We start from the raw sequence: 21605 nt of genomic DNA on the forward strand, positions 1-21605 counted from the left end.
CGGTGTGGCTGCGCCGGGCCGCGCCGGCGTCGCCGTGCGGGGGACAATGGGTGCGTGATCGTCCTCGCAGCAACCCCCATCGGCAACCTCGGGGACGCCTCGCGCCGTCTCGTCGAGACCCTCTCCAACGCCACGGTCGTCGCGGCGGAGGACACCAGGACCGCCATCCACCTGATGCGCGCCCTGGGCATCGAGAACCGTCCGCGGCTCATCGCCCTGCACGAGCACAACGAACGGGCGAAGGCGTCCGAGGTCGTCGAGCTCGCCCGTGACGAGGACGTCGTCGTCCTCACCGACGCCGGCATGCCCGCGATCAGCGACCCGGGCTTCCCGCTCGTCGAGGCCGCAGCCGCAGCCGGGGTCACCGTCACCGCGCTGCCCGGGCCGTCGGCCGTGCTGATGGCGCTCGCCGTGTCCGGGCTGCCGACGGACCGCTTCACGTTCGAGGGGTTCCCGACCCGCAAGGCCGGGGAACGCCGCCGCGTCTTCCAGGCGCTGGCAGGGGAGCAGCGGACCATGGTGTTCTTCGAGTCGCCGCACCGGCTGGCCGAGACCCTGGCCGACATGGCGATCGGGTTCGGGGGCGACCGCCGCGCCGCGGTCTGCCGTGAGCTCACCAAGCTCTACGAAGAGGTCCGCCGCGGGCCGCTCGACGAACTCGTCACGTGGGCGTCCGAGGGCGTGCGGGGCGAGATCTGCATCGTCGTCGCCGGGGCCGCCGAGGCCACCGAAGAGGCAACGCTCGACGACGGGGTGCGCCTGGTGCTCGAGCGGGTGGCCGCCGGCATGCGCATGAAGGAGGCCGCCGCGGCGGTCGCGGACGCGACCGGGCTGTCGAAGCGCGACCTGTACGAAGGGGCGCTCGCGGCGCGCTGAGCGGGGCTCGTCACGTTCGCGTCCGCCGGTCTGGAGGCGCGGGGCGGGCCCGCCACGGGCCTCCCGGACCCGGTTCTCCACAGTCCACCGCAGCACGCGTCATCAGCGTTCGGAGCGCCCGTAGGATGGTCCGCATGTCCGCCGGGTCCTCGTTCAGCATCACCACGCCGATCTTCTACGTGAACGACGTGCCCCACATCGGGCACGCCTACACCGAGGTCGCCGCGGACTTCCTCGCGCGCTGGCACCGGCAGCGTGGTGACGACACCTGGCTGCTCACCGGCACCGACGAGCACGGGCAGAAGATCCTGCGCACCGCCTCGGCGAACGACGTCTCGCCCAAGGAATGGGCCGACCGCCTGGTCAACGACGCCTGGAAGCCACTGCTCGACACGGTCGACGTGGCGAACGACGACTTCATCCGCACCACCGACGAGCGCCACGAGCGTGGCGTGACGGCGTTCCTGCAGAAGCTCTACGACGACGGCTTCATCTACGCCGGTGAGTTCGAGGGCTTCTACTGCGTGGGTTGCGAAGAGTACAAGCAGCCGAGCGACCTGGTGGCCGGCACCGGTGCGTACGAGGGCCAGCAGGTCTGTGCGATCCACTCGATCCCGGTCGAGGTCCTGGCCGAGCGCAACTACTTCTTCCGGATGTCCGACTTCGAGCAGCGCCTGCTCGACCTGTACGAGTCGAACCCGCTGTTCATCCAGCCCGAGAGCGTCCGCAACGAGATCATCTCGTTCGTCAAGCAGGGGCTGCGCGACCTGTCGATCTCGCGCTCCAGCTTCGACTGGGGCATCACGATCCCCTGGGACAGCGACCACGTGCTGTACGTGTGGTTCGACGCCCTGCTCAACTACGTCACGGCGCTCGGCTACGGCACCGACGACGACGAGGCCTTCCAGCGCCTCTGGCCGAGCGTGCACATCGTCGGCAAGGACATCGCCCGGTTCCACGCCGTCATCTGGCCGGCGATGCTCATGGCCGCGGGGCTGCCCGTGCCGGAGCGCGTCTTCGGCCACGGCTGGCTGCTCGTCGGCGGCGAGAAGATGTCCAAGTCGAAGCTGACCGGCATCGCACCGTCCGAGATCACCGACACGTTCGGGTCCGACGCGTTCCGCTACTACTTCCTGCGCGCCATCACCTTCGGGCAGGACGGCAACTTCAGCTGGGAAGACATCTCGGCGCGCTACCAGGCCGAACTCGCGAACGGCTACGGCAACCTGGCGTCCCGGCTGGTCGCGATGCTGCAGAAGTACTTCGACGGCGAGGTCCCGGCGCGCGGTGCGCTGACCGAGTCCGACCGGGCGATCGATGCCCTGGCCGTGTCGGTCACCGAGCGTGCCGACGCCGCGATCGCCGCCTTCGCCCCGCACGAGGCGATCGCCAGCGTCTGGGAGCTCGTCGACGCCCTGAACGGGTACATCACCGAGCAGGCGCCCTGGGCCCTGGCGAAGGACGACGCCGAGCGCGAGCGCCTCGGCACGGTCCTGACCACCGCGCTCCGCGGCCTCGGCACCGTCACCGTCCTGCTGTCCCCGGTCATGCCGAAGGCGACCGAGAAGCTCTGGGCCTCGATCGGCGCCGGCGGGTCCGTCGCCGAGCAGCGGGTCGACCGCGCGTACGAGTGGCAGGGTGCGTCGCACGTGGTGCCACTGGAGAGCGGGCTGTTCCCCCGGATCGAGCAGGTCTCCGAGTGACCGACGCCGAGTCGCACGTCCGGTCCCGCAGTGACGGGGCGTCCGGGGCCTCGAAGCGCGACCTGACGTACCCGCCGCTTCCCCAGGCGCTCGTCGTGCCGGTGTACGACAACCACACCCACATGGAGATCGCCGACGGTGTCGGCGACGGGGGTGACGGTCCGCTCGAGTACCGCGAGCACCTCGACCGTGCTTCCAGCGTCGGCGTCCGCGGTGTCGTGCAGGTCGGCACGGACCTCGCCACCTCGGAGTGGTCCGCGTCGATCGCCGCTCGGGAGCCCCGGGTCCTGGCGGCCGTCGCGCTGCACCCGAACGAAGCGCCCGTACTGCAGGAACAGGGGCTGCTCGACGAGCACCTCGCCGGCATCGAACGGCTCGCCGCGCTGCCGCGGGTCCGGGCGATCGGTGAGACCGGCCTCGACTTCTTCCGCACCGGCGAGGACGGTCGCGACGCCCAGGTCCGTTCGTTCGAGGAGCACATCCGCATCGCGAAGGAGCACGACCTCGCGCTGACGATCCACGACCGCGATGCGCACGACGCCGTGGTCGAGGTCCTCGACCGCGTGGGTGCCCCGGAACGCACCGTCTTCCACTGCTTCTCCGGCGGACCGGACCTGGCCCGGCTCTGCGCCGAGCGCGGCTGGTACATGTCCTTCGCCGGCACCGTGACGTTCAAGAACGCCGCACTGTTGCGTGAAGCCCTGGTCGTTGCCCCGCGGCACCTGATCATGGTCGAGACCGACGCGCCGTTCCTGACGCCCACCCCGTTCCGTGGTCGTCCGAACGCGCCGTACCTCATCCCGCTCACCCTGCGGTCGATGGCAGACACCCTGGGCACCGATGCCTCGATGCTCGCGGCCCAGATCGCCTCGAACACCGAGCTCGTCTACGGTGCGTGGGACGCCGAGCCCGTGACGGTGGACGAGTAGTCGTGGGTGCCCTGCTCGGCCCGGCAGAGATCCGGGAACTCGCGGCCGAACTCGACGTCACCCCGACGAAGAAGCTCGGCCAGAACTTCGTGCACGACGCCAACACCGTGCGGCGCATCGTGTCCGTCGCCGGCGTCACCCCGTCGGCGCAGGTGCTCGAGATCGGCCCGGGGCTCGGGTCGCTGACACTCGGGTTGACCGAGACCGGCGCCCCCGTCACCGCGGTCGAGATCGACAAGCGCCTGGCCTCCAAACTGCCGTCGACGGTGTCGTCGATGCAGCCCCACGCCAGACTGACGGTCGTGCAGCAGGACGCCATGACCGTCGCCGCCACGGACCTCGACGTCGAGCCGACGCACCTCGTCGCGAACCTGCCGTACAACATCTCGGTGCCCGTGCTGCTGCACCTGCTCGCGACCTTCCCGTCGATCGAGCGGTCGCTCGTGATGGTGCAGGCCGAGGTCGGGTACCGGCTCGCCGCCGGCCCCGGCAGCAAGGTCTACGGTTCGCCGAGCGTCAAGGCCGCCTGGTACGGGTCGTGGAGCACCGCCGGGCTCGTCAGCCGGCAGGTCTTCTGGCCGGTGCCGAACGTCGACAGCGTCCTGGTGGCCTTCGACCGGCACGAGCCCCCGGGTGACGAGCGTCTGCGGTCGCGGGTGTTCACGCTGGTGGACGCCGCGTTCCAGCAGCGGCGCAAGATGCTGCGGCAGAGCCTGTCCGGGGTGCTCGGCGGTAGTGCGCACGCGTCCGAGGTGCTGACGGCGGCGGGCATCGACCCGACCGCCCGGGGCGAGGCGATCGGTGTGGACGACTTCGTGCGGCTCGGGCGGACGGTCCTGGCGGCTGCGGAGTAGTCCGTCCCTCCCCGCGAGCGAAATACGGAATGTTTCGGGGTGTCCGGTCGGTGCTCCTACGGTTGATCGCATCAACCAAGGAGGCATCATGGGATCCACCGAGTCGCCCCTCTCGCCCCGCCGGGTGCCGAGCCCGTCCACAGCAGCCGAGCGCCGAGCGTTGTTCGCACGGACGCCTCGGCCTGAGGGCACGTTCGAAGAGCGCCGCGAGCGTCGGCGGCGTGCGATCGAGGCGATCGATCCGGACTGCCGCGTCGAGCCGATCGAGCGTCTGCGCCGGGTGCCCTGACCGTGTTCGAGTCGCTCGGTTCCGATGACTTCGACGAGCACCGGGTCCTGGAGTTCCACAGATGCTCCGGCCGACCCGCCGCGGTCCTCGTGGAGACGAGTTTCATCGAGTGCGTTCTCCACCGTGCGGAGCCACAACATGCCCGAGCTGCGGCGTTCTGGGATCACCTCGACCTGGCCGACACGAGCATCGTGTACAGCGGGTTCGCCGAGTTCGAGATCTTCGAATCAGCGCATCGCAAGGGACCGCGGGCGGCACGTCAGCACAAATCGGCCTGGCGGGACCTGCTGAGTTCGACCCAGATGCACTGGGCCAGTGTCGACGCGGTCGCCGATGACGTCCCCGGCCTGATGGAAGAGTTCGGCCTGACCGCTGCAGGTGCCGTGCATGTTGCCACGGCTGAGCACTGGGAGGTCGACGGCTTCGTGACCGTCGATCCTTCGTTCGGTGTGGTGGACCGGGCACGCCTCCCGCTGATGATCGACGTCGAGGGCGCTCAGTTGGCGCGACGCCTGCGTACCAGCTGACCGCGATGGTGCGAGGTTCCGTGGTCCGGTGCGAGCCGAAGTGGCTCGCACCGACCACAGAACCTCGCACCATTCGAGGCACCCGGGTCAGTGCTCGCGGGACGCCATCATCTCGAGGATCTGCTGGTGGTTGCCGTTCCGCTCGGCGAAGCGCAGCGGGTGCACGTTCTGCACCAGGATCTCCGGTGCAGCACCGGACTCGATGAGCGCCATGACCTCGTCGGCGAAGGCGTCGAGCGGCATCCCACCGAAGTCGGCGCCGCCCATCAGGTCGGTCATGACGGCCGGCGGGGCGAGCTCGAGCACCTCGAGCGACGAACCGACGAGCTGCTGGCGCAGGGCCTGCGTGTAGGCGTGCACACCGGCCTTCGTCGCGCTGTACGTCGGCGACGCGGTGAGCGGGACGAACGCGAGACCGGACGTCACGGTCATCAGGGTGGCCGAGGGCTGGGCGAGCAGGTGCGGCAGGAACGCGTCGATGAGCCGGATCGTGCCGACCAGGTTCGTCTGGACGAGTTCGAGGGCATCGTGGATGTGCCCGGGGTCGCGGAGGTCTTCGTCGCGCATGATCCCCGACATGGTGATCAGGGCATCGAGCGACGGGTAGGCCTCGAGCACCGAGGTGGCAGCGCCTTCGATCGACGACGCATCGGCGACGTCGATCTGCACGGTGCCGAAGCCGTGCTCGGCGGCGAGGGAGTCGAGGAGAGCCTGGCGACGGCCGCCGATGACGACGGTGCTGCCGGCGGCCTGCAGGCGCTGGGCGAGCGCGAGACCGATGCCCGAGGTCGCGCCGGGGATGAAGACGGTGGAGTTCGTGATGTCCATGACCACCACGATGCTCCGCGGACGGGGTCACAACCAGAGCGCGGTCATCGGGGGATCGGCGATCCCTGGCACCTCGCCACGAACCGGACCATGATCGACCCATGGACCGTGCCGCACTCGCCGACTTCCTCCGCCGTCGCCGCGAGCTGCTGCGCCCCGAGGACGTCGGCCTCGGGCAGGGCCCGCGACGCAGGACTCCGGGGCTCCGCCGTGAAGAGGTCGCTGCCCTCGCCGGCATGTCCGTGGACTACTACACGCGACTCGAGCAGCAGCGTGGCCCGCAGCCGTCCGAGCAGATGATCGCCGCGATCGCCCGCGCCCTGCGGTGCAGCCTCGACGAGCGCGACCACCTGTTCCACCTGGCCGGGCAGAACGCCCCGACCCGGATGCACCGCGCCGACCACGTCGACCCGGCGATCCTGCGGGTGCTCGACCGGCTCGAGGACACCCCGGCGATCGTCGTCAGCCATCTGGGCGAGACCCTGGTCGAGAACCGGCTCGCGGCGGCACTGCTCGGGTCGTCCGTCAGCCTGCCCGGCAACGAGCGCTACCAGGCGTGGCGGTGGTTCGTGACCGGGAACGAGCTCGCGAAGTACGCGCCGGAGCAACACGAGCGACTGGCCCGGGTCGTGGTGGCGTCGCTGCGGGCGGCGGTGGGGCTCGCGGGCCCGGGCGATCGTCGGGCGACCGAACTCGTCGCCGAGTTGCAGACGCGCAGCCCCGAGTTCCGCGACCTCTGGGCCAAGCACGAGGTGGCCACCCGCTGGTCGGACAACAAGACCATCGTGCAGCCGGAGCTCGGGCGCATCACCGTTGACTGCCAGGTGCTGCACACCGACGACCAGGCGCAGGCACTGCTGTTGTTCACCGCGCCTCCAGGATCAGAGGACGCGCAGAAGCTCGAGCTCCTCGGGGTCGTCGGACAGCAGACCTTCGCCGGCTGACGACCTCGCACGGTGCGCGTTCGCTCGGCTCGTGCGAGTTTGGTCGACCCCGCACGGTGCGAGGTTGGTGAGCCCGTGCATCGTCGACCGCTTGGTGCCGCCCTACAGTCCGCCACCGAGCGACCAACCTCGCACCGACCGGACAAGCGCGCACCGTGCGACCCGCCCCGCCCGCCCGCCCCGCCCGACCCGCCCCGCCCCGCCCCGCCACCGAGAAGCAACGCCGCGTCACACACTTGGCCGCGTGCGGTATACCGTGCCTAGGGTGGGGGCGTGAGCACTCCGCGCGTGTACGTCATCCACGAGAACCCCGAGTGGTTCCCGCCGCTCGCCGCCGCCTTCGAGGCCGAGGGCGTCCCGGTCGAGGAGATCCTGCTGACCGAGGGGCAGATCGACCTCGCGGCCGAGCCGGCACCCGGCGTGTACTGGAGCCGCATGTCCGCGAGCTCCCACACCCGCGGCCACGAGCACAGCAAGGAGTACACCCGCGCCGTCCTCGGGTGGCTCGAGCGAGCGGGTCGCCATGTCGTCGGCGGCAGTCACGTGCTCGAGCTCGAGGTGTCGAAGGTCGCCCAGCACGGCCTCCTGCAGCAGGCCGGCTTCGACGTGCCCCGCACCACCGCCGTGTTCGGCACGACGACGCTCAAGCAGGCGGCGAAGGACTTCACGAACGGCCAGGACGTCCCGTTCATCACGAAGCACAACCAGGGCGGCAAGGGCCTGGGCGTGCGGCGCTTCGACTCGCTCGCCGAGTTCGACGCCTACGTCGACAGCCCCGAGTTCGAGGCCCCGGTCGACGGCATCACGCTGCTGCAGGAGTACCTGACGGCGCGCGAACCCTTCATCACCCGCGTCGAGTTCGTCGGCGGCGAGTTCGTCTACGCCGTCCGCGTCGACACCAGCGCCGGCAGCTTCGAACTGTGCCCCGCCGACGCGTGCGAGGTGCCCCAGGTCATCGCCGGCGCCGTCTGCGACGTGCCCGGTACCGAGACCGCCGGTGCGCCCCCGGCGTTCGCCGTCCGGACCGAGATCACCGCTGGCCACCCGCTGGTCCAGCAACTCCGCACGTTCCTCGCCGACCAGCGCATCACCATCGCGGGCGTCGAGTTCATGGAGACCACGGACGGCCGCACCGTCGTCTACGACATCAACACGAACACGAACTACAACCCTGCTGTCGAGGAGTCCGCGCCGGCCTCCGGCCCGCGTTCCATCGCGGAGTACCTCGGCGGCCTGCTGACGGCCGAGTACGCGGCAGAGCTCACGGCCTGAGACCGCAAGGACCACCGGACTGGAGGCCCGTGGCGGGCCCGCCACGGGCCTCCCGTCCGCCTTTCCCACACCCCCAAGGAACCAACGTGCGATTCGGATACTGGACCCCGCTCTTCGGCGGCTGGCTGCGCAACGTCGACAACGAGAACATGCCGGTCACCTTCGACTACGTGAAGCGCCTGGCGCAGCGCGCCGAGCGGATCGGCTTCGACCTGACGCTCGTGCCGGAGCTCAACCTCAACGACATCAAGGGCACGGCGGCGCCCTCGCTCGAAGCGTGGTCCCTCGCGGCGGCCATCGCGGCGACGACCGAGCGCCTGGAGATCATGGCGGCGATGCGTCCCGGCTACCACCTGCCCGCGGTGACGGCGAAGCAGGCGGCGACGATCGACGACATCTCGTGCGGCCGGTTCACCTTCAACGTCGTGAGCGCCTGGTGGGCGGAGGAGGCGAAGCAGTACGGCGGGATCTTCTCGGAGCACGACGACCGGTACAAGCGCACCGCGGAGTTCGTCGAGGTCATGAAGGGCCTGTGGCGCGAGACCCCGTACTCGTTCTCGGGTGAGTACTACGACATCGAGAACGCCCACCTCGAGCCGAAGCCCCGCGTGACGCCGCGCATCTACGCCGGTGGTGAGAGCGAGGCCGGCAAGGCCGCGATCACCGGGTACGCCGACGCCTACCTGACCCACGGCGGCACGGCCCCGGAGCTCCGCGCGAAGATCGACGAGATGAAGCGACGCCGCGTCGACGCCGGGCTGCCGCCGTTCGAGGCGTTCGGCATGGCCGCCTACGTCATCGTCCGGGAGACCGAGGAAGAGGCGCAGGCCGAGCTCGCCCGGATCACCGACGTGCAGCACGGCACGGCGTACGAGTCGTACCAGGACTTCATCTCGAAGTCGCAGCTCGAGCACGTGCCCTCGCTCGAGGACTACTCGGTGTCGAACCGCGGCCTGCGCCCCGGGTTCGTCGGCACCCCCTCGCAGGTGGCCGACCGCATCAAGGAGTTCGAGGACGCCGGCGTCGACACGCTCCTGCTGCAGTTCTCGCCACAGCTCGAGGAGATGGACCGCTTCGGCGAGCAGGTCATCCCACTCGTCCGGCCGACGGCCCCGACGCCGACGACGGCCCCGACCACCCCGACCGCCGCGGGTGTCTCGGAGCCGGTCTCGTGAGCACCGAGGACGACTGGGCCTTCGAGACCCGCCAGATCCGCGCCGGCTTCAAGGCCGACCCGGGCTGGGGCGCGAACGTGCCGCCGATCGCACAGAGCGCCGCGTACGTGTACCCCTCGGGCGAGGACGCGGCCGCGCGCTTCATGCTCGACGCCCCCGGCCACACCTACACGCGGGTCAACAACCCGTCGGCGGCAGCGCTCGAGCGCCGGATCGCCGACCTCGAGGGCGGGATCGGCGCGCTGGCGCTGGCGTCCGGGCAGGCGGCGACCTCGCTGGCCGTCCTCGGTGTCGCACGCGCCGGCGACCACCTGGTGTCGAGCGCCTCGCTGTACGGCGCGACCTACACGCTGTTCGCGTCGACGCTGCGGGACCTCGGCATCACCTTCACGTTCGTGCAGGACCCGACCGACCTGTCCGAGTGGGCGGCGGCGGTGCGTCCGGAGACGAAGGCGTTCTTCGGCGAGTCCATCCCGAACCCCCGCGGGGACGTCCTGGACTTCGCCGGGGTCTCCGGCGTCGCGCACCGGGCAGGTGTCCCGCTCATCGTCGACAACACCATCGCGACGCCGTACCTGGTCCGCCCGATCGAGCACGGTGCCGACATCGTCGTGCACTCGGCGACGAAGTACCTGGCCGGACACGGCAGCGCCATCGCCGGGCTCATCGTCGACAGCGGGAACTTCGACTGGGCGGCCCACGCCGACGCCTACCCGCAGCTGGCCACGGCCGAGCAGTCCGGGTTCGCGAACACGAACTTCGCCGAGAAGTTCGGGCGGCGGGCGTTCATCCAGCGCACCCGCTCGAAGCTCTCCGCCGACCTCGGGCCCGCGATCGCACCGTTCAACGCGTTCCTGGTGCTGCAGGGCGTCCAGACCCTGTCGCTCCGCATGGACCGGCACGTGTCGAACGCCGCCGCCGTGGCCACCTGGTTGGACGCGCACGACCAGGTCGAGCACGTGCACTACGCCGGCCTGCCGGACTCGCCGTGGCACCACCTGCAGCAGCGCTACGTGCCGAAGGGGCCGTCGGCGGTGCTGTCGTTCGACCTGGCCGGCGGGGTCGCTGCAGGCCGGCGGTTCGTCGCGGCGCTCGAGCTGTTCGACCACGTCTCGAACCTCGGGGACGTCCGCTCGCTCGTCGTGCACCCGGCATCGACCACCCACGTGCAGATGACCTCCGCCGAGCGGGCGGCCGCCGGGGTGGGGGACGGACTCATCCGCCTGTCGATCGGCCTGGAGCACATCGACGACATCACCGCCGACCTGGCGCGGGGCTTCACGGCAGCTGCAGCGGGATAGGTTGGGGGCATGACCACGTTGGCCGCCCCGACCCGCGTGCGGACGCGCGCCCCCGGCAAGATCAACGTGTTCCTGTCCGTCGGGGCGCTGCAGGACGACGGCTACCACGACGTCGCCACGGCGTACCAGGCCGTGTCCCTGTACGAGGACGTCACCGCCGAGGCCGCCGACGACTTCTCGGTCACCTTCACCGGCCCGATCGACACGCGTGCCGTGCCGGTCGACGAGTCGAACCTGGCGATCCGTGCGGCCCGGCTCGTGGCCGACGCGGCCGGACACCGCGGTGGGGTGCGGCTGACCATCGACAAGCAGGTGCCCGTCGCCGGCGGCATGGGCGGTGGCTCCGCAGACGCGGCCGCGACACTGCTCGCGGTCGACACGCTCTGGGGCACCGCGCTGGGGCGTGAAGAGCTGCTCCGGCTCGCCGCGCAGCTGGGCGCCGACGTGCCGTTCGCCTTCGCCGGCGGCACCGCCGTGGGCACCGGGCGCGGTGACGAGCTGAGCCCGGCGCTTGCCAAGGGCGAGTTCCACTGGGTCCTCGCCCTGAGCGACGACGGCCTGTCGACCCCCGCCGTCTACCGTGCGCTCGACGAGCACCGGGAGCGGTACCGCGCCGACATCTCCCCGGCGCCCTCGCACCCCGTGGTCGAGGCGAACGTGCTGCAGGCCCTGCGCGCCGGCGACCCCGACCTGCTCGCGGACTGCGTGCACAACGACCTGCAGGCGCCCGCCATGCGGCTGCAACCGCGGCTCGCGGCGACGCTGGAGCTCGGTGAGAAGTCCGGTGCCCTGGCCGGCCTGGTGTCCGGCAGCGGCCCGACCGTGGCGTTCCTGGTGGGGGACCGCGACGCCGCGCTCGAGCTGCAGGTCGAGCTCAGTGCCGCAGGGCTCGTCGCACTCCGTGCCACCGGACCGGTGCACGGCGCACGCGTGGTGCACTGACCCGTCGCTCGACCCGGTCGGCCGACGGTCGGCGTCCCACCGTCAGCGGCTGTACTTCCAGAGGATGACCGTGCCGGTGTGCCAGTAGCGCACGACGTGGAAGCCCTGAGCCACGAGCGTCTCGGTGACCTGCGGCCGGATGTTCCGTGACTTGCCGCCGACGAACCACACGGTGTCGATGCCGGAGAGCCGCGCGGGTACCGTCTCCGCGACGTCGCCGTTGACGTCCCAGAGCTGCCCGCGTGCGGCGCCGGTCTCCGTGACGGCGAGGTCCCGCATGCCGGTGAACGCGTCGGGGTAGGTGTCGGCGATGACCTGCGCGGTGGTGGTCGGGTGCCCCCAGACGCTGCCGAAGACGACGCCCTCTTCCTGGTCCGTGCGCCAGTCCCGCTCACGATCGATGATCGCCGCCGCGTTCGCCCAGTGCGAGTCCTGCTTGGCGTGGGGCAGGCGGACGGTCGTGCTCGTCGGCGCCGACACCAGCAGCATGCCGACGACCGCGAGCGCCACCCACCGGCGGGGACGGATCGCGGTGATCGCCAGGCCGATGAGCAGCGCGACGAACGGCAGGCTCAGGCTGGCGTACTTCGGCGTGTACAGGTGCTCGCCGGCCGCGGTCGCGCCGACCAGCAGCGCGGTGGGCAGGATCGTCAGCGGGACTGCGACGCGGACCGCCTGCATGCGCAGCGCTTCGCGGGCCGCGGGGGCGGGGCCCCGGGACGCGCGGACGGCGAGCACGACGGCGACGGCCATCAGGACCCACCCGAGCGCCGCGTACGGCCACACGGCCCCGAACCAGGCGGTCGCGACGACCTGTCGCACCGTCGCCCAGCCGACGCCGGTGATCCAGCCGACCTGCTTGGCCTGCCCGGCCGCCAGGACGATGAACGGTGACACCACGAGCGCGGCCCCGACGGCGGCGACGCCCCAGCGGACGAACGCCGCGCGGTCCACCATCGGCGCCGGCACCGGACCGGTGCGCTCGGACAGCACGGCGTCGCGCCGCGCGGCACGGTCGGCGACGGCCGTCCAGAGCAGCACGACCCCGTGCGTGACGACGGCCAGGGCCAGGTACACGTTGAACAGCACGGCCAGCACGGCGAGCAGCCCGTAGACGACCCACCACCGGGTCGCGTGGTGCCCGGACCGGCTGCGTCGGACCGCGGTGATGCCGACCAGGGTCAGCGCGACGGCGAAGGTCGTGACGGTGGCGTACGGGCGTCCTTCGCCGCCGGCCCAGGCGACGCGGGGCAGCAGCAGGAACACGATGCCGGAGACGACGCCCAGGCGGACGCCACCGAGCCGCCGGCCCAGGGCGACGACGAGTCCGGCGGACACCCCGATGGCGAGTGCGCTCGGGAACCGCAGGGTGAAGGGGGAGTACCCGACCAGGGTGAACCACACGTGCATCACCGCGTAGTACAGACCGTGCACCGCGTCGACGTTCTGCAGCTCGGCCCAGAGCGCCGGCCAGCTCCGCTGTGCGCTCGCGACGGTCGCGGCCTCGTCGTACCAGACCGACGGCACCCAGGCGAAGGCGGCCACGACGACGACACCGAGCGCGCCGACGGTGATCTCGGGCGTCCGTGCGAGGGCCCGGACAGCGGCGACGACGAGCGCCCAGGCGCGTGCGCGCACCGACGAAGCCGACGTCGTGCGTCGGATCGGGACGGTGCCGGTACGCGGGGAACTCACGCCCGCGACCGTACCGATCTGCTCTGGGGATCCGCCGCGTCCGGGCGCTGAACTCTCACATGCACGAGTTCGGTGCGACGGGCCAGAATGACGGGATGGAACCCCTCGTCGCCCCTGTCTCCGAGCTGTCCCCGGGGCGGGCGCAGCTCGGTTCGCGCACCGCGGCGCTCGCCGACGTCGGGACGACCGGGCTGCGACGCCTGGCCACATCGCGCATCCTCGTCGTCGGGGCCGGCGGGCTCGGGGCGCCGGTGGTCGCGTACCTCGCCGGGATCGGTCGGCTCACGGTCGTCGACCCGGACGTCGTCGACGCCTCGAACCTGGCCAGGCAGACGCTCTTCACGGCGGCCGACGTCGGCTCGCCGAAGGCGCGGGTCGCGGTCGCCCGGGCCGTCGCCGTCGACCCGGAACTCGACGCGGTCGCGGTGGTCGGGTCGTTCACGCCGGACCTGGTCGCCGGGCACGACGTCGTGGTCGACGCCGCCGACTCGGTCGTGGTCACCCGCGCCGTCTCGGACGCCTGCGCCGCGGCCGGTGTGCCCTTCGTGTGGGGCACCGTGCTCGGCCACGACGGGCAGGTCAGCGTCTTCCGCGACGCCGGACGAGACGGTGTCGACTTCCACGACCTGCACCCCGACGCCCTGCCGGACGAGGGGTCGTGCGCCCTCGACGGGGTCGTCCCCGCCCTGTGCGGTGCAGTCGGTGCGGTGATGGCCGGGCAGGTCCTCGCGCTGGTCACCGGCACCGGCGACCCCCTGCTCGGCCGCGTCCTGACCGTCGACGCCCGCCGCTGGCGCTGGACCGAGAGCCCCGTCCGTCGCGGCCCCGCCTCGCGTCGCCCGGCACCCGCGGCCGCCGCCACACCGCCGCGCATCGCGCCGTCCGCCCTCGCCGCCCGGGTGGCGGACCCGGCGGACCCGCTGGTCGTCGTCGACGTCCGGACCGCCGAGGAACGCGCGGCCGGCGTGGTCGCCGGTGCCGTCACCGACGACACCGGCGGGGACGAGGTCGTCGTCTACTGCGCACGCGGACCCCGTGCGGACGCGTGGGCGGCCAGACAGCCGGCCGGGAGGCGCGTGGCGGTGCTCGACGGCGGGTTCGAGGCCTGGCGTCGCGAGGGGCTGCCCGTGGCGATCGAGCACCGGTCCTGACCCAGCCCGGTCACCAGCACTGCCCGGTCGCCGCATCCGCGGCTAGAATCGGTGGACCATGACGCAACTGCGGGTACGGGACGCTGCGGCCTTCCTCGGGATCAGTGACGACACCGTGCGTCGGCTCGTCGACGGCGGCACCTTCACCCGTGCCACGGACGACGCGGGGCGGGCGGTGGTCGACGGGCGCGAGGTCGCTGCGTACGCCCGGGAACGCAGCTCCGAGCTGACCGACCCGGCAGCGGCGGTGACGAGCTCGGCCCGCAACCGCTTCGTCGGGATCGTCACCGACCTGGTCGTCGACACCGTGATGGCGCAGGTCGAACTGCAGTGCGGCCCGCACCGGGTGGTGTCCCTGATGAGCGCCGAGGCCGTCCGCGACCTGGGGCTCGAGATCGGGTCCGTCGCGGTGGCGTCCGTGAAGGCCACGATGGTCGCGGTCGAGGCGCCCACCCGACACGAGGACGAGCGATGAGTCGTCGTCGCCTCCGGTCCGCCGCCGCACTGGTCCTCGCGGTCGCCGTCTCGACCGGGCTCGCCGCCTGCACCGCTGCAGACACGGGCCCGGGCGCGTCGACGCCGTCGGGCTCCGGGACCGAGGGACCGACCGGCTCGATCACCGTCTTCGCCGCGGCGTCGCTCCAGCAGACCTTCACGACCCTGGGCAAGGAGTACGAGCAGGCGCACCCCGGCGCCTCGATCCGGTTCTCGTTCGCCGGGTCGAGTGACCTCGTGAGCCAGATCCAGAACGGCGCTCCCGCCGACGTGTTCGCGTCGGCGGACGAGGCGAACATGGCGAAGCTGTCGTCGGACGACCTGGCGAGCGGATCGCCGCAGGACTTCGCCACGAACACGCTCGAGATCGCGGTCGCACCCGGCAACCCGAAGGGCATCTCGGGGCTCGACGACCTGCGCGCCCGGGGGGTGCAACTCGTCACGTGCGCCGCCCCCGTGCCGTGCGGTACCGCGGCCGCGAAGGTCGAGCGAGCCGCCGATGTCGACCTGCGCCCGGTCAGCGAGGAGCAGTCCGTCACCGACGTCCTCGGCAAGGTGGAGTCCGGGCAGGCTGACGCCGGGCTGGTCTACGTGACCGACGTGCGCGGCGCGGACGGCAAGGTCGACGGCGTGCCCTTCGTCGAGTCCGGGGACGCCGTCAACACCTACCCGATCGGCGTGCTCCAGCAGTCCGCCGACCCGAAGCTCGCCCAGGCGTTCGCGGAGTACGTCCGCTCCGCCGACGGGCAGCGCGTGCTGTCCGCCGCGGGCTTCGGGAAGCCCTGACCCGTGGCGCCGCGCGCTGACGGACGGCCGCCGGTCGCGTGGTGGCTCCCGCTGCCCGCGGTGCTCGGCGGACTGTTCGTCGTCGTGCCGGTGCTCGCGATGCTCGGTCGGGTGGACTGGTCGTCGTTCGTCGGGCTCGTGACCTCCACCGCGTCGCTGACCGCGCTCGGGCTCAGCCTCGGCACGGCGCTCGCGGCCACCGGGGTCGCGTTCGTCCTCGGGTACCCGCTCGCCGTGCTGTTCGCGCGGTCGCGCTCACGCTGGGTCGGTGTCGCACGGGCGGTCGTGCTCCTGCCGCTCGTGCTGCCGCCGGTGGTCGGTGGCCTCGCGCTGCTCGCGGCCTTCGGTCGGCTCGGGGTGGTCGGAGCGTTCCTCGACGACCACGGGCTGCACATCGCGTTCACCACGACCGCGGTGGTCATCGCCCAGACCTTCGTCGCGATGCCGTTCCTGGTGTCCTCGGTCGAGGGGGCGCTCCGTGTCGAGGGCGACCGGTACGAGCGGGTCGCCGCGACCCTGGGCGCCGGGCCGACCCGGACCTTCCTGACCGTCACGACGCCGCGGGTCCTGCCGGGGATCGTGTCCGGGCTCGTGCTCTGCTTCGCCCGGGCACTCGGCGAGTTCGGGGCGACCCTGACCTTCGCCGGCAGCCTGCAGGGGGTCACCCGGACCCTGCCGCTCGAGGTCTACCTGCAGCGCGAGGTCGACCCGGACACCGCGGTGGCCCTGGCCGTCGTGCTCGTGGTGGTCGCCGTCGTGGTCATCGGGGCGTCGTCGATCCGCACCCGCGGAGCACTGGCGTGACGGGCGCGGAAACCGTGGCCGTCCGGGCGCACGTCGTCGTCGGGTCGCGGGACGTCGACGTCACGATCGAGGTCCGCGCGGGGGAGTGCGTGGCGGTCATCGGGCCGAACGGTGCCGGCAAGTCCACGGTGCTCGAGGCCCTGGCCGGACTGCTGCCGATCGACGCCGGCCGGATCGAACTCGACGGCGTCCGCGTGTCGGACCCACGGCACACCGTCCCCGCACACCGCCGCCGGACCGGGCTCGTCGCACAGCGGTCCGACCTGTTCCCGTTCCTCGACGTCGTCGGGAACGTCGCCTTCGGACCCCGTGCCGCCGGAGCCGGTCGCGCCGCCGCCCGGGAGCGTGCCCGCGATGCGCTCGACGCCGTCGGGATCGCCGACCTGGCCGCCCGCGACCCCCGGACGCTCTCCGGCGGTCAGGCGCAGCGCGTCGCGATCGCCCGCGCGCTCGCCACCGACCCCGCGGTGCTGCTGCTCGACGAACCGACCTCGGCGCTCGACGTCGGCTCGCAGGACGAGGTCCGCGCAGCGCTCCGGACCGCGGTCGCCGGCCGGCCCGCCGTGCTCGTCACGCACGACCCGGTCGAGGTCGTCGCCCTGGCCGACCGCGTCGTCGTGCTCCAGGGCGGCCGGGTCGTCGAGCAGGGCACCCCCGCGGCCGTGCTCGGCCGTCCGACCAGCGCGTTCGCCGCGACGTTCTCCGGGCTCGCGCTGGTGCGCGGGACCGCCACCGGGGGTGGGATCGCGATCGACGGCGGGGGTGCGCTGGCGTCGGGGACGCACGCCGTGCCTCCCGGCCGGCCCGCCCTGGCCGCCTTCCACCCGACGGCCGCCGTGCTGACGCGGGACGGCGCCGGAGCCGCGCGCACCGTCTCGTCGCTCGAGCCGCGCGACGGACTGGTCCGCGTCCGCGCCGGCGACCTGGTGGCGGACCTGACGCTCGCCCGGCTGACCGCGCTCGGCATCGTCCCCGGCGACGCGGTGTGCATCGACGTCCCCGCGGCCGAGGTGGCGGTGTACGCGCCCCGCGGTTGAGACAATGGTCCGATGACCTCCTGGTTCCCCAAGGTGTGGCCCGTGGCCACGCCGATCCTGGCGGCCGTCGTGCTCGCGTTCTCGTACGGCCGCTACGGACTCGGCACCGCCGTGGTGGTCGTCGTCGCCGTCGTGCTCGCGGTCACGGTGCTCGCGGCCGTCCACCACGCCGAGGTCGTTGCACACCGGGTCGGGGAACCGTTCGGGTCGCTCGTGCTGGCCGTCGCCGTGACGATCATCGAGGTCGCGCTCATCATCTCGCTGTCGAGCTCCGGCGGTGCGCAGGCCGAGACCCTGGCGCGCGACACCGTGTTCTCGGCGGTGATGATCACGATGAACGGGCTCGTCGGCCTCGCGATCCTGATCGGGACCCTGCGGCACAACACCGTGCGCTTCAACCAGGAGGGCGCGAGCGCCGCCACCATGACGGTGGCCGCGCTCGCCGTGCTGACCCTCGTGCTGCCGACGTTCACCACCGGCACCGACGACGCGTCCTTCACCGGGACGCAGCTCGTGTTCGTCGCCATCGCGTCACTCGTGCTCTACGGGTTGTTCGTCGTCACGCAGACCGTGGCGCACCGCGACTTCTTCCTGCCGGTCAACCGTGCCGGCGGGGTGCTCGTCGAGTCCGAGGACGCCCACGCCGCACGCCCGTCCGGCCGCACCACGATGGTGTCGCTCGGGTTGCTCGTCGTCGCGCTCGTCGCCGTGGTCGGACTCGCCAAGGTGGAGTCGCCCGCGATCGAGGCCGGGGTCGCCGCCGTCGGGTTCCCGCCGTCGTTCGTCGGTGTCGTCATCGCGCTGCTCATCCTGCTGCCGGAGGGCATCGCGGCGTCGAAGGCCGCCGCACGGAACCGGATCCAGACGAGCCTGAACCTGGCGATGGGGTCCGCGATGGCGTCGATCGGGCTGACGATCCCGTCGATCGCGGTCGCGTCGCTGTTCATGCCGGGGACCCTGCTGCTCGGCCTCGGGCCGTCGCAGATCGTGTTGCTCGCGTTGACGATCGTCGCGGCGGTGCTCACGGTGCTGCCCGGTCGTGCGACGCGACTGCAGGGTGGGGTGCACCTGGTGATCTTCGCCGCGTTCATCGTGCTGTCCGTCTCGCCGTAGGGCGCGGGCGGGGCGGGTGCCTGGTCGAATCGGGCGTACCTGGTCGGAAGTTCCGACACGGTATGCGCGGAAGCACCAGGTGTCGCGGGTGTTCTGGGAAGGAACGGGCGCGCCGCTCAGCCGCCGAACTCAGCCCCCGGCGAAGGGCGGCATGACGTCGACGACCTCCACGCCCGACAGCGAGGTCGCCCGGTCGCGCGTGGTCACACCGTCGACCAGGTACGAGCAGCGCTCCTGCAACGCACTCCAGCGCGCAGGGTCCGCCACGGCAGCCGTGTCGATCGCTCCGAGGGCCGCGTCGATGGTGGCGCCCGACGTGGTCAGCGAGTCGACACCCACGGCAGCCCGGGCCGCGGCGAAGAACCGGATCGTGGTCATGGCTCAGCCGCCGATCGCGCTCATGCCGCGGGTCGGGTGCACGAGCTCGTCGCTGTCGTCACCGTGGTCGCGGGGCTTCGCCCACATCGCGAGCCGCCACAGCTCGGCGACCTGGTCGTCGTCCGCCCCGGAGCGCATCGGCCCGAGCACGTCGGTCTCCTCGTCGGAGAACAGGCAGCTGCGCACGTGGCCGTCGGCCGTGAGCCGGGTGCGGGTGCAGTCGGCGCAGAACGACTCGGTGATGCTCGCGATGATCCCGACGGTGCCGAGCGGTTCGCCGGTGACGGCGTCGTGCACGCGGTACCGCTCTGCCGGGGCGCCGTCGCGCGGGGCGTCGTCCGGCGTGAGCACGAACGACGTCGCCAGCAGCGCGCGGGTCTCGGCCGCGGTGATCATCGAGGTGCGGTCCCAGGCGTGGTCGGGGTCGAGCGGCATCTGCTCGATGAACCGCAGCTCGTAGCCACGCTCCAGGCACCAGCGGAGGAGCTCCGGGGCGGCCTCGTCGTTGATCCCGCGCAGCAGCACCGCGTTCACCTTGATGTCGAGCCCGGCGTCGTGCGCGGCCGACAGCCCGGCGATGACCTTGTCGAGGAACGGGCGTCGGGTCACGGTGGTGAAGACGTCGGGGTCGACGGTGTCGAGCGACACGTTCACGCGTCGCAGTCCGGCGTCGTACAGGCCCTGGGCGCGGTGGGCGAGGCCGATCGCGTTCGTGGTGAGGGACAGCTCCGGGGCGTCGGGCAGTGCGGCGCACCGGGCGATCACGTCGACCAGGTCGTGCCGCAGCATCGGCTCGCCGCCGGTGAACCGGACCTTGCGGACACCGAACCGCGCCGAGCCGATCCGGACCAGCCGCTCGATCTCGGTCGCCGTCATCAGGGCCTCGTCGGGGGCGAACGGCAGCCCGGCCGCGGGCATGCAGTACGTGCAGCGCAGGTTGCAGCGCTCGGTGAGCGACACCCGCAGGTCGACGGCGCGACGCCCGAAGCGGTCGACGAGCCCGGTGGGAGCCGGGTCCACGGAGCCGGTCGTGCCGAGCAGGGTCGCGGGTGCCATGGTCGTCAGCGTACGTGCTCCACGCGCCGGAACGTCAGCCGCTCCCACCACCGGCGCCAGTCCGACCGGCTCGTCCGCAGCAGCGTGACGACCACGATGACCGCCACGGCCGCGAGCAGCCACCACCGGTAGGCGTCCGCCGACGGCCACACCCCACGCAGCGCGATGGCCAGACCGATCGACAACCACTCCCACCGCCCGGACAGCACCACGAACGGGATGAGCAGCAGCGCGTACCAGGGGTAGCGCGGGGTCACGGCGAGGAACGTCACGCCGATCATCAGGACCTCGCCGGACCAGGGGCGCGCCGGGTCCGACAACCGCCACGCGACGAACGCCGCCAGCAGGACCAGGAGCCCCACCACCAGGGTCCCGGCGTCGCCCTTGACCACGAGCGACACCAGCGCGAAGCGGGAGCCGTCCTCGTAGCCCTCCTCGTTCAGGTAGCCGGGCAGGTACCCGAGCACGTCGAGTCCGGTCGTCAGCACGTACGGCACGTAGAGCAGTCCGAACACCGCGATGCCGATCGGGATCGCCCACCACGCCCGCCCGCGGCCGAGCAACGGTGGGTACACGATCGCCGGGATGAGCTTCGTCGCGGTCGCGGCCCCGAGCGCGATCCCACCCCAGATCGGCCGGCCGAACGCGACGAGCACGACACCGGCCGTGGCGAGTGCGGCGCCGACGACGTCGACGTGCGAGTTGGTGACCGCCTCGGACGCGACGAGCGGCGACCAGGCCCAGAGCGCCGCCCACCAGGTCGGACGGCCGATCCGGCGGAGCACCACGACGAGCCCGATGGTCACGCCGAGCGACACGAGCAGGCCGGCGACCTGGAACGGCAGGTACTGCGCCGTCGCCGGCACGAAGAACCGCACCGCCGCGAACCACAGCTGCGCCATCGGCGGGTAGATCGTCGTGACGTCCGGCCGGTTGATCGCGGTGCAGTGTCCGTCGGCGCCGTCGCCGAGTCCGCGGAACCGGGGCTTCAGCGGGTCGCACGTGCCGTCCACCTTGTCGGGGAACAACCAGTCGGGTCGGAGACCGGACAGTGCCGCGGACTGGGGGGTGTGCGCGTACGGTGAGACACCGGCATGCTGGACGATGCCGTCCCACGCGTACCGAGCGGAGTCGGTGCTCGTGTTCGGCGGGCCGACCAGGGCAGCGATGCCGATCACCACCGCTCCGCCGATGACCATGGTGGTCATCCACCGGACGGGCACGAAGCGCACCGCGAGCACGGCGATGACGAAGACGGTCCAAGCGATCAGCGTCCACGCAACGAATGCAGAACGATGGCCCGATCGGAGGAACCCCAGATGCGTGACGCCGACGGCGATGACGCCCGACAGGGCCAGCACTCCGACGACGGCCAGCACGGTGCCGATCCGCGCGGCGGTGCCGTCGGCCAGGGACGGTCGGAGGGCACGCAGTCGGTCGCTCATGGTGC

At 72.1% G+C, this 21605-nt stretch carries 22 protein-coding genes; 17 read left to right on the top strand and 5 right to left on the bottom strand.

Features of this window, described 5'->3' with window-relative positions; translation table 11 throughout:
- Positions 1–54: 54 nt before the first annotated feature.
- The 6 genes from rsmI to ASF75_RS07430 all read left to right on the top strand — a co-directional run bounded on the left by rsmI (position 55) and on the right by ASF75_RS07430 (position 5178).
- Positions 55–876, top strand: coding sequence for a 16S rRNA (cytidine(1402)-2'-O)-methyltransferase (rsmI, locus tag ASF75_RS07405; RefSeq protein WP_056070187.1), 822 nt, complete (start codon positions 55–57; stop codon positions 874–876).
- Between the two features lie 134 nt (positions 877–1010).
- Positions 1011–2579: a methionine--tRNA ligase gene (gene metG / locus ASF75_RS07410; RefSeq protein WP_056070190.1), complete on the top strand. Its 1569-nt coding sequence runs from the start codon at positions 1011–1013 to the stop codon at positions 2577–2579.
- On the top strand, positions 2576–3508 hold the full coding sequence (locus ASF75_RS07415; protein ID WP_017886955.1) for a TatD family hydrolase: 933 nt from the start codon (positions 2576–2578) through the stop codon (positions 3506–3508). Before metG ends, ASF75_RS07415 begins: the two co-directional genes overlap by 4 nt.
- A gap of 2 nt (positions 3509–3510) precedes the next feature.
- Positions 3511–4362 carry a 16S rRNA (adenine(1518)-N(6)/adenine(1519)-N(6))-dimethyltransferase RsmA gene (rsmA, locus tag ASF75_RS07420; RefSeq protein ID WP_056070193.1) on the top strand — a complete coding sequence of 284 codons (852 nt, stop codon included), beginning with the start codon at positions 3511–3513 and terminating at the stop codon, positions 4360–4362.
- An 88-nt stretch (positions 4363–4450) separates the two neighbouring features.
- The gene (locus tag ASF75_RS07425; RefSeq protein ID WP_042541216.1) at positions 4451–4651 is read left to right on the top strand and encodes a hypothetical protein; all 201 of its coding nucleotides are present in this window, start codon (positions 4451–4453) and stop codon (positions 4649–4651) included.
- Positions 4652–4653: 2 nt separating this feature from the next.
- On the top strand, positions 4654–5178 hold the full coding sequence (locus tag ASF75_RS07430) for a type II toxin-antitoxin system VapC family toxin (protein ID WP_056070198.1): 525 nt from the start codon (positions 4654–4656) through the stop codon (positions 5176–5178).
- 87 nt (positions 5179–5265) lie between these two features.
- Here the strand turns inward: ASF75_RS07430 and ASF75_RS07435 are convergent, their stop codons facing one another.
- On the bottom strand, positions 5266–6006 hold the full coding sequence (locus ASF75_RS07435; protein ID WP_056070200.1) for an SDR family oxidoreductase: 741 nt from the start codon (positions 6004–6006) through the stop codon (positions 5266–5268).
- Positions 6007–6107: 101 nt separating this feature from the next.
- Between ASF75_RS07435 and ASF75_RS07440 the strand changes: the two genes are divergently transcribed.
- The 5 genes from ASF75_RS07440 to ASF75_RS07460 all read left to right on the top strand — a co-directional run bounded on the left by ASF75_RS07440 (position 6108) and on the right by ASF75_RS07460 (position 11640).
- Positions 6108–6950: a helix-turn-helix transcriptional regulator gene (locus ASF75_RS07440; RefSeq protein ID WP_042541222.1), complete on the top strand. Its 843-nt coding sequence runs from the start codon at positions 6108–6110 to the stop codon at positions 6948–6950.
- 273 nt (positions 6951–7223) lie between these two features.
- A complete protein-coding gene (locus ASF75_RS07445) occupies positions 7224–8222 on the top strand; it encodes an ATP-grasp domain-containing protein (RefSeq protein WP_056070203.1) in 999 nt (332 codons plus the stop codon).
- An 86-nt stretch (positions 8223–8308) separates the two neighbouring features.
- Complete coding sequence (locus tag ASF75_RS07450) at positions 8309–9397, top strand: LLM class flavin-dependent oxidoreductase (RefSeq protein ID WP_056070206.1); 1089 nt, start codon at positions 8309–8311, stop codon at positions 9395–9397.
- Positions 9394–10698, top strand: a complete 1305-nt coding sequence (locus ASF75_RS07455; RefSeq protein WP_056070208.1) for an O-acetylhomoserine aminocarboxypropyltransferase/cysteine synthase family protein — start codon at positions 9394–9396, stop codon at positions 10696–10698. The genes ASF75_RS07450 and ASF75_RS07455 overlap by 4 nt, the downstream gene beginning before the upstream one ends.
- 9 nt (positions 10699–10707) lie before the next feature.
- Complete coding sequence (locus ASF75_RS07460; RefSeq protein ID WP_042540561.1) at positions 10708–11640, top strand: 4-(cytidine 5'-diphospho)-2-C-methyl-D-erythritol kinase; 933 nt, start codon at positions 10708–10710, stop codon at positions 11638–11640.
- A gap of 42 nt (positions 11641–11682) precedes the next feature.
- Here ASF75_RS07460 and ASF75_RS07465 read toward each other — a convergent pair whose 3' ends face one another.
- Positions 11683–13335, bottom strand: coding sequence for a glycosyltransferase family 39 protein (locus tag ASF75_RS07465; RefSeq protein ID WP_056070210.1), 1653 nt, complete (start codon positions 13333–13335; stop codon positions 11683–11685).
- A 95-nt stretch (positions 13336–13430) separates the two neighbouring features.
- Between ASF75_RS07465 and ASF75_RS07470 the strand changes: the two genes are divergently transcribed.
- From ASF75_RS07470 to ASF75_RS07495, 6 genes are read left to right on the top strand one after another with little or no spacing between them, the layout of a single operon-like run.
- The gene (locus ASF75_RS07470) at positions 13431–14486 is read left to right on the top strand and encodes a ThiF family adenylyltransferase (protein WP_056070212.1); all 1056 of its coding nucleotides are present in this window, start codon (positions 13431–13433) and stop codon (positions 14484–14486) included.
- A gap of 58 nt (positions 14487–14544) precedes the next feature.
- Entirely contained in the window at positions 14545–14961 is a 417-nt protein-coding gene (locus ASF75_RS07475) for a TOBE domain-containing protein (RefSeq protein ID WP_017888282.1), read from the top strand.
- Positions 14958–15767 (top strand): molybdate ABC transporter substrate-binding protein, encoded by an 810-nt coding sequence (gene modA / locus ASF75_RS07480; protein WP_056070215.1) that lies wholly within the window; start codon positions 14958–14960, stop codon positions 15765–15767. Before ASF75_RS07475 ends, modA begins: the two co-directional genes overlap by 4 nt.
- Before the next feature lie 3 nt (positions 15768–15770).
- Positions 15771–16571, top strand: coding sequence for an ABC transporter permease (locus tag ASF75_RS07485; protein WP_056070218.1), 801 nt, complete (start codon positions 15771–15773; stop codon positions 16569–16571).
- On the top strand, positions 16568–17608 hold the full coding sequence (locus tag ASF75_RS07490; RefSeq protein WP_082509545.1) for an ABC transporter ATP-binding protein: 1041 nt from the start codon (positions 16568–16570) through the stop codon (positions 17606–17608). The genes ASF75_RS07485 and ASF75_RS07490 overlap by 4 nt, the downstream gene beginning before the upstream one ends.
- Before the next feature lie 12 nt (positions 17609–17620).
- A complete protein-coding gene (locus ASF75_RS07495) occupies positions 17621–18721 on the top strand; it encodes a calcium:proton antiporter (RefSeq protein WP_017888287.1) in 1101 nt (366 codons plus the stop codon).
- A gap of 129 nt (positions 18722–18850) precedes the next feature.
- On the opposite strand, the gene ASF75_RS07500 is transcribed toward ASF75_RS07495, so the two are convergent.
- The 3 genes from ASF75_RS07500 to ASF75_RS07510 are packed head-to-tail and all read right to left on the bottom strand — an operon-like array spanning position 18851 to position 21600.
- On the bottom strand, positions 18851–19099 hold the full coding sequence (locus tag ASF75_RS07500; protein ID WP_042540574.1) for a MoaD/ThiS family protein: 249 nt from the start codon (positions 19097–19099) through the stop codon (positions 18851–18853).
- Between the two features lie 3 nt (positions 19100–19102).
- Positions 19103–20155, bottom strand: a complete 1053-nt coding sequence (gene moaA / locus ASF75_RS07505) for a GTP 3',8-cyclase MoaA (protein WP_042540576.1) — start codon at positions 20153–20155, stop codon at positions 19103–19105.
- Positions 20156–20160: 5 nt separating this feature from the next.
- Entirely contained in the window at positions 20161–21600 is a 1440-nt protein-coding gene (locus ASF75_RS07510) for a glycosyltransferase 87 family protein (RefSeq protein WP_082509546.1), read from the bottom strand.
- Positions 21601–21605 lie beyond the last annotated feature (5 nt).

It is taken from the genome of Curtobacterium sp. Leaf154, assembly GCF_001424595.1.
Classification (GTDB): Bacteria; Actinomycetota; Actinomycetes; order Actinomycetales; family Microbacteriaceae; genus Curtobacterium; species Curtobacterium poinsettiae.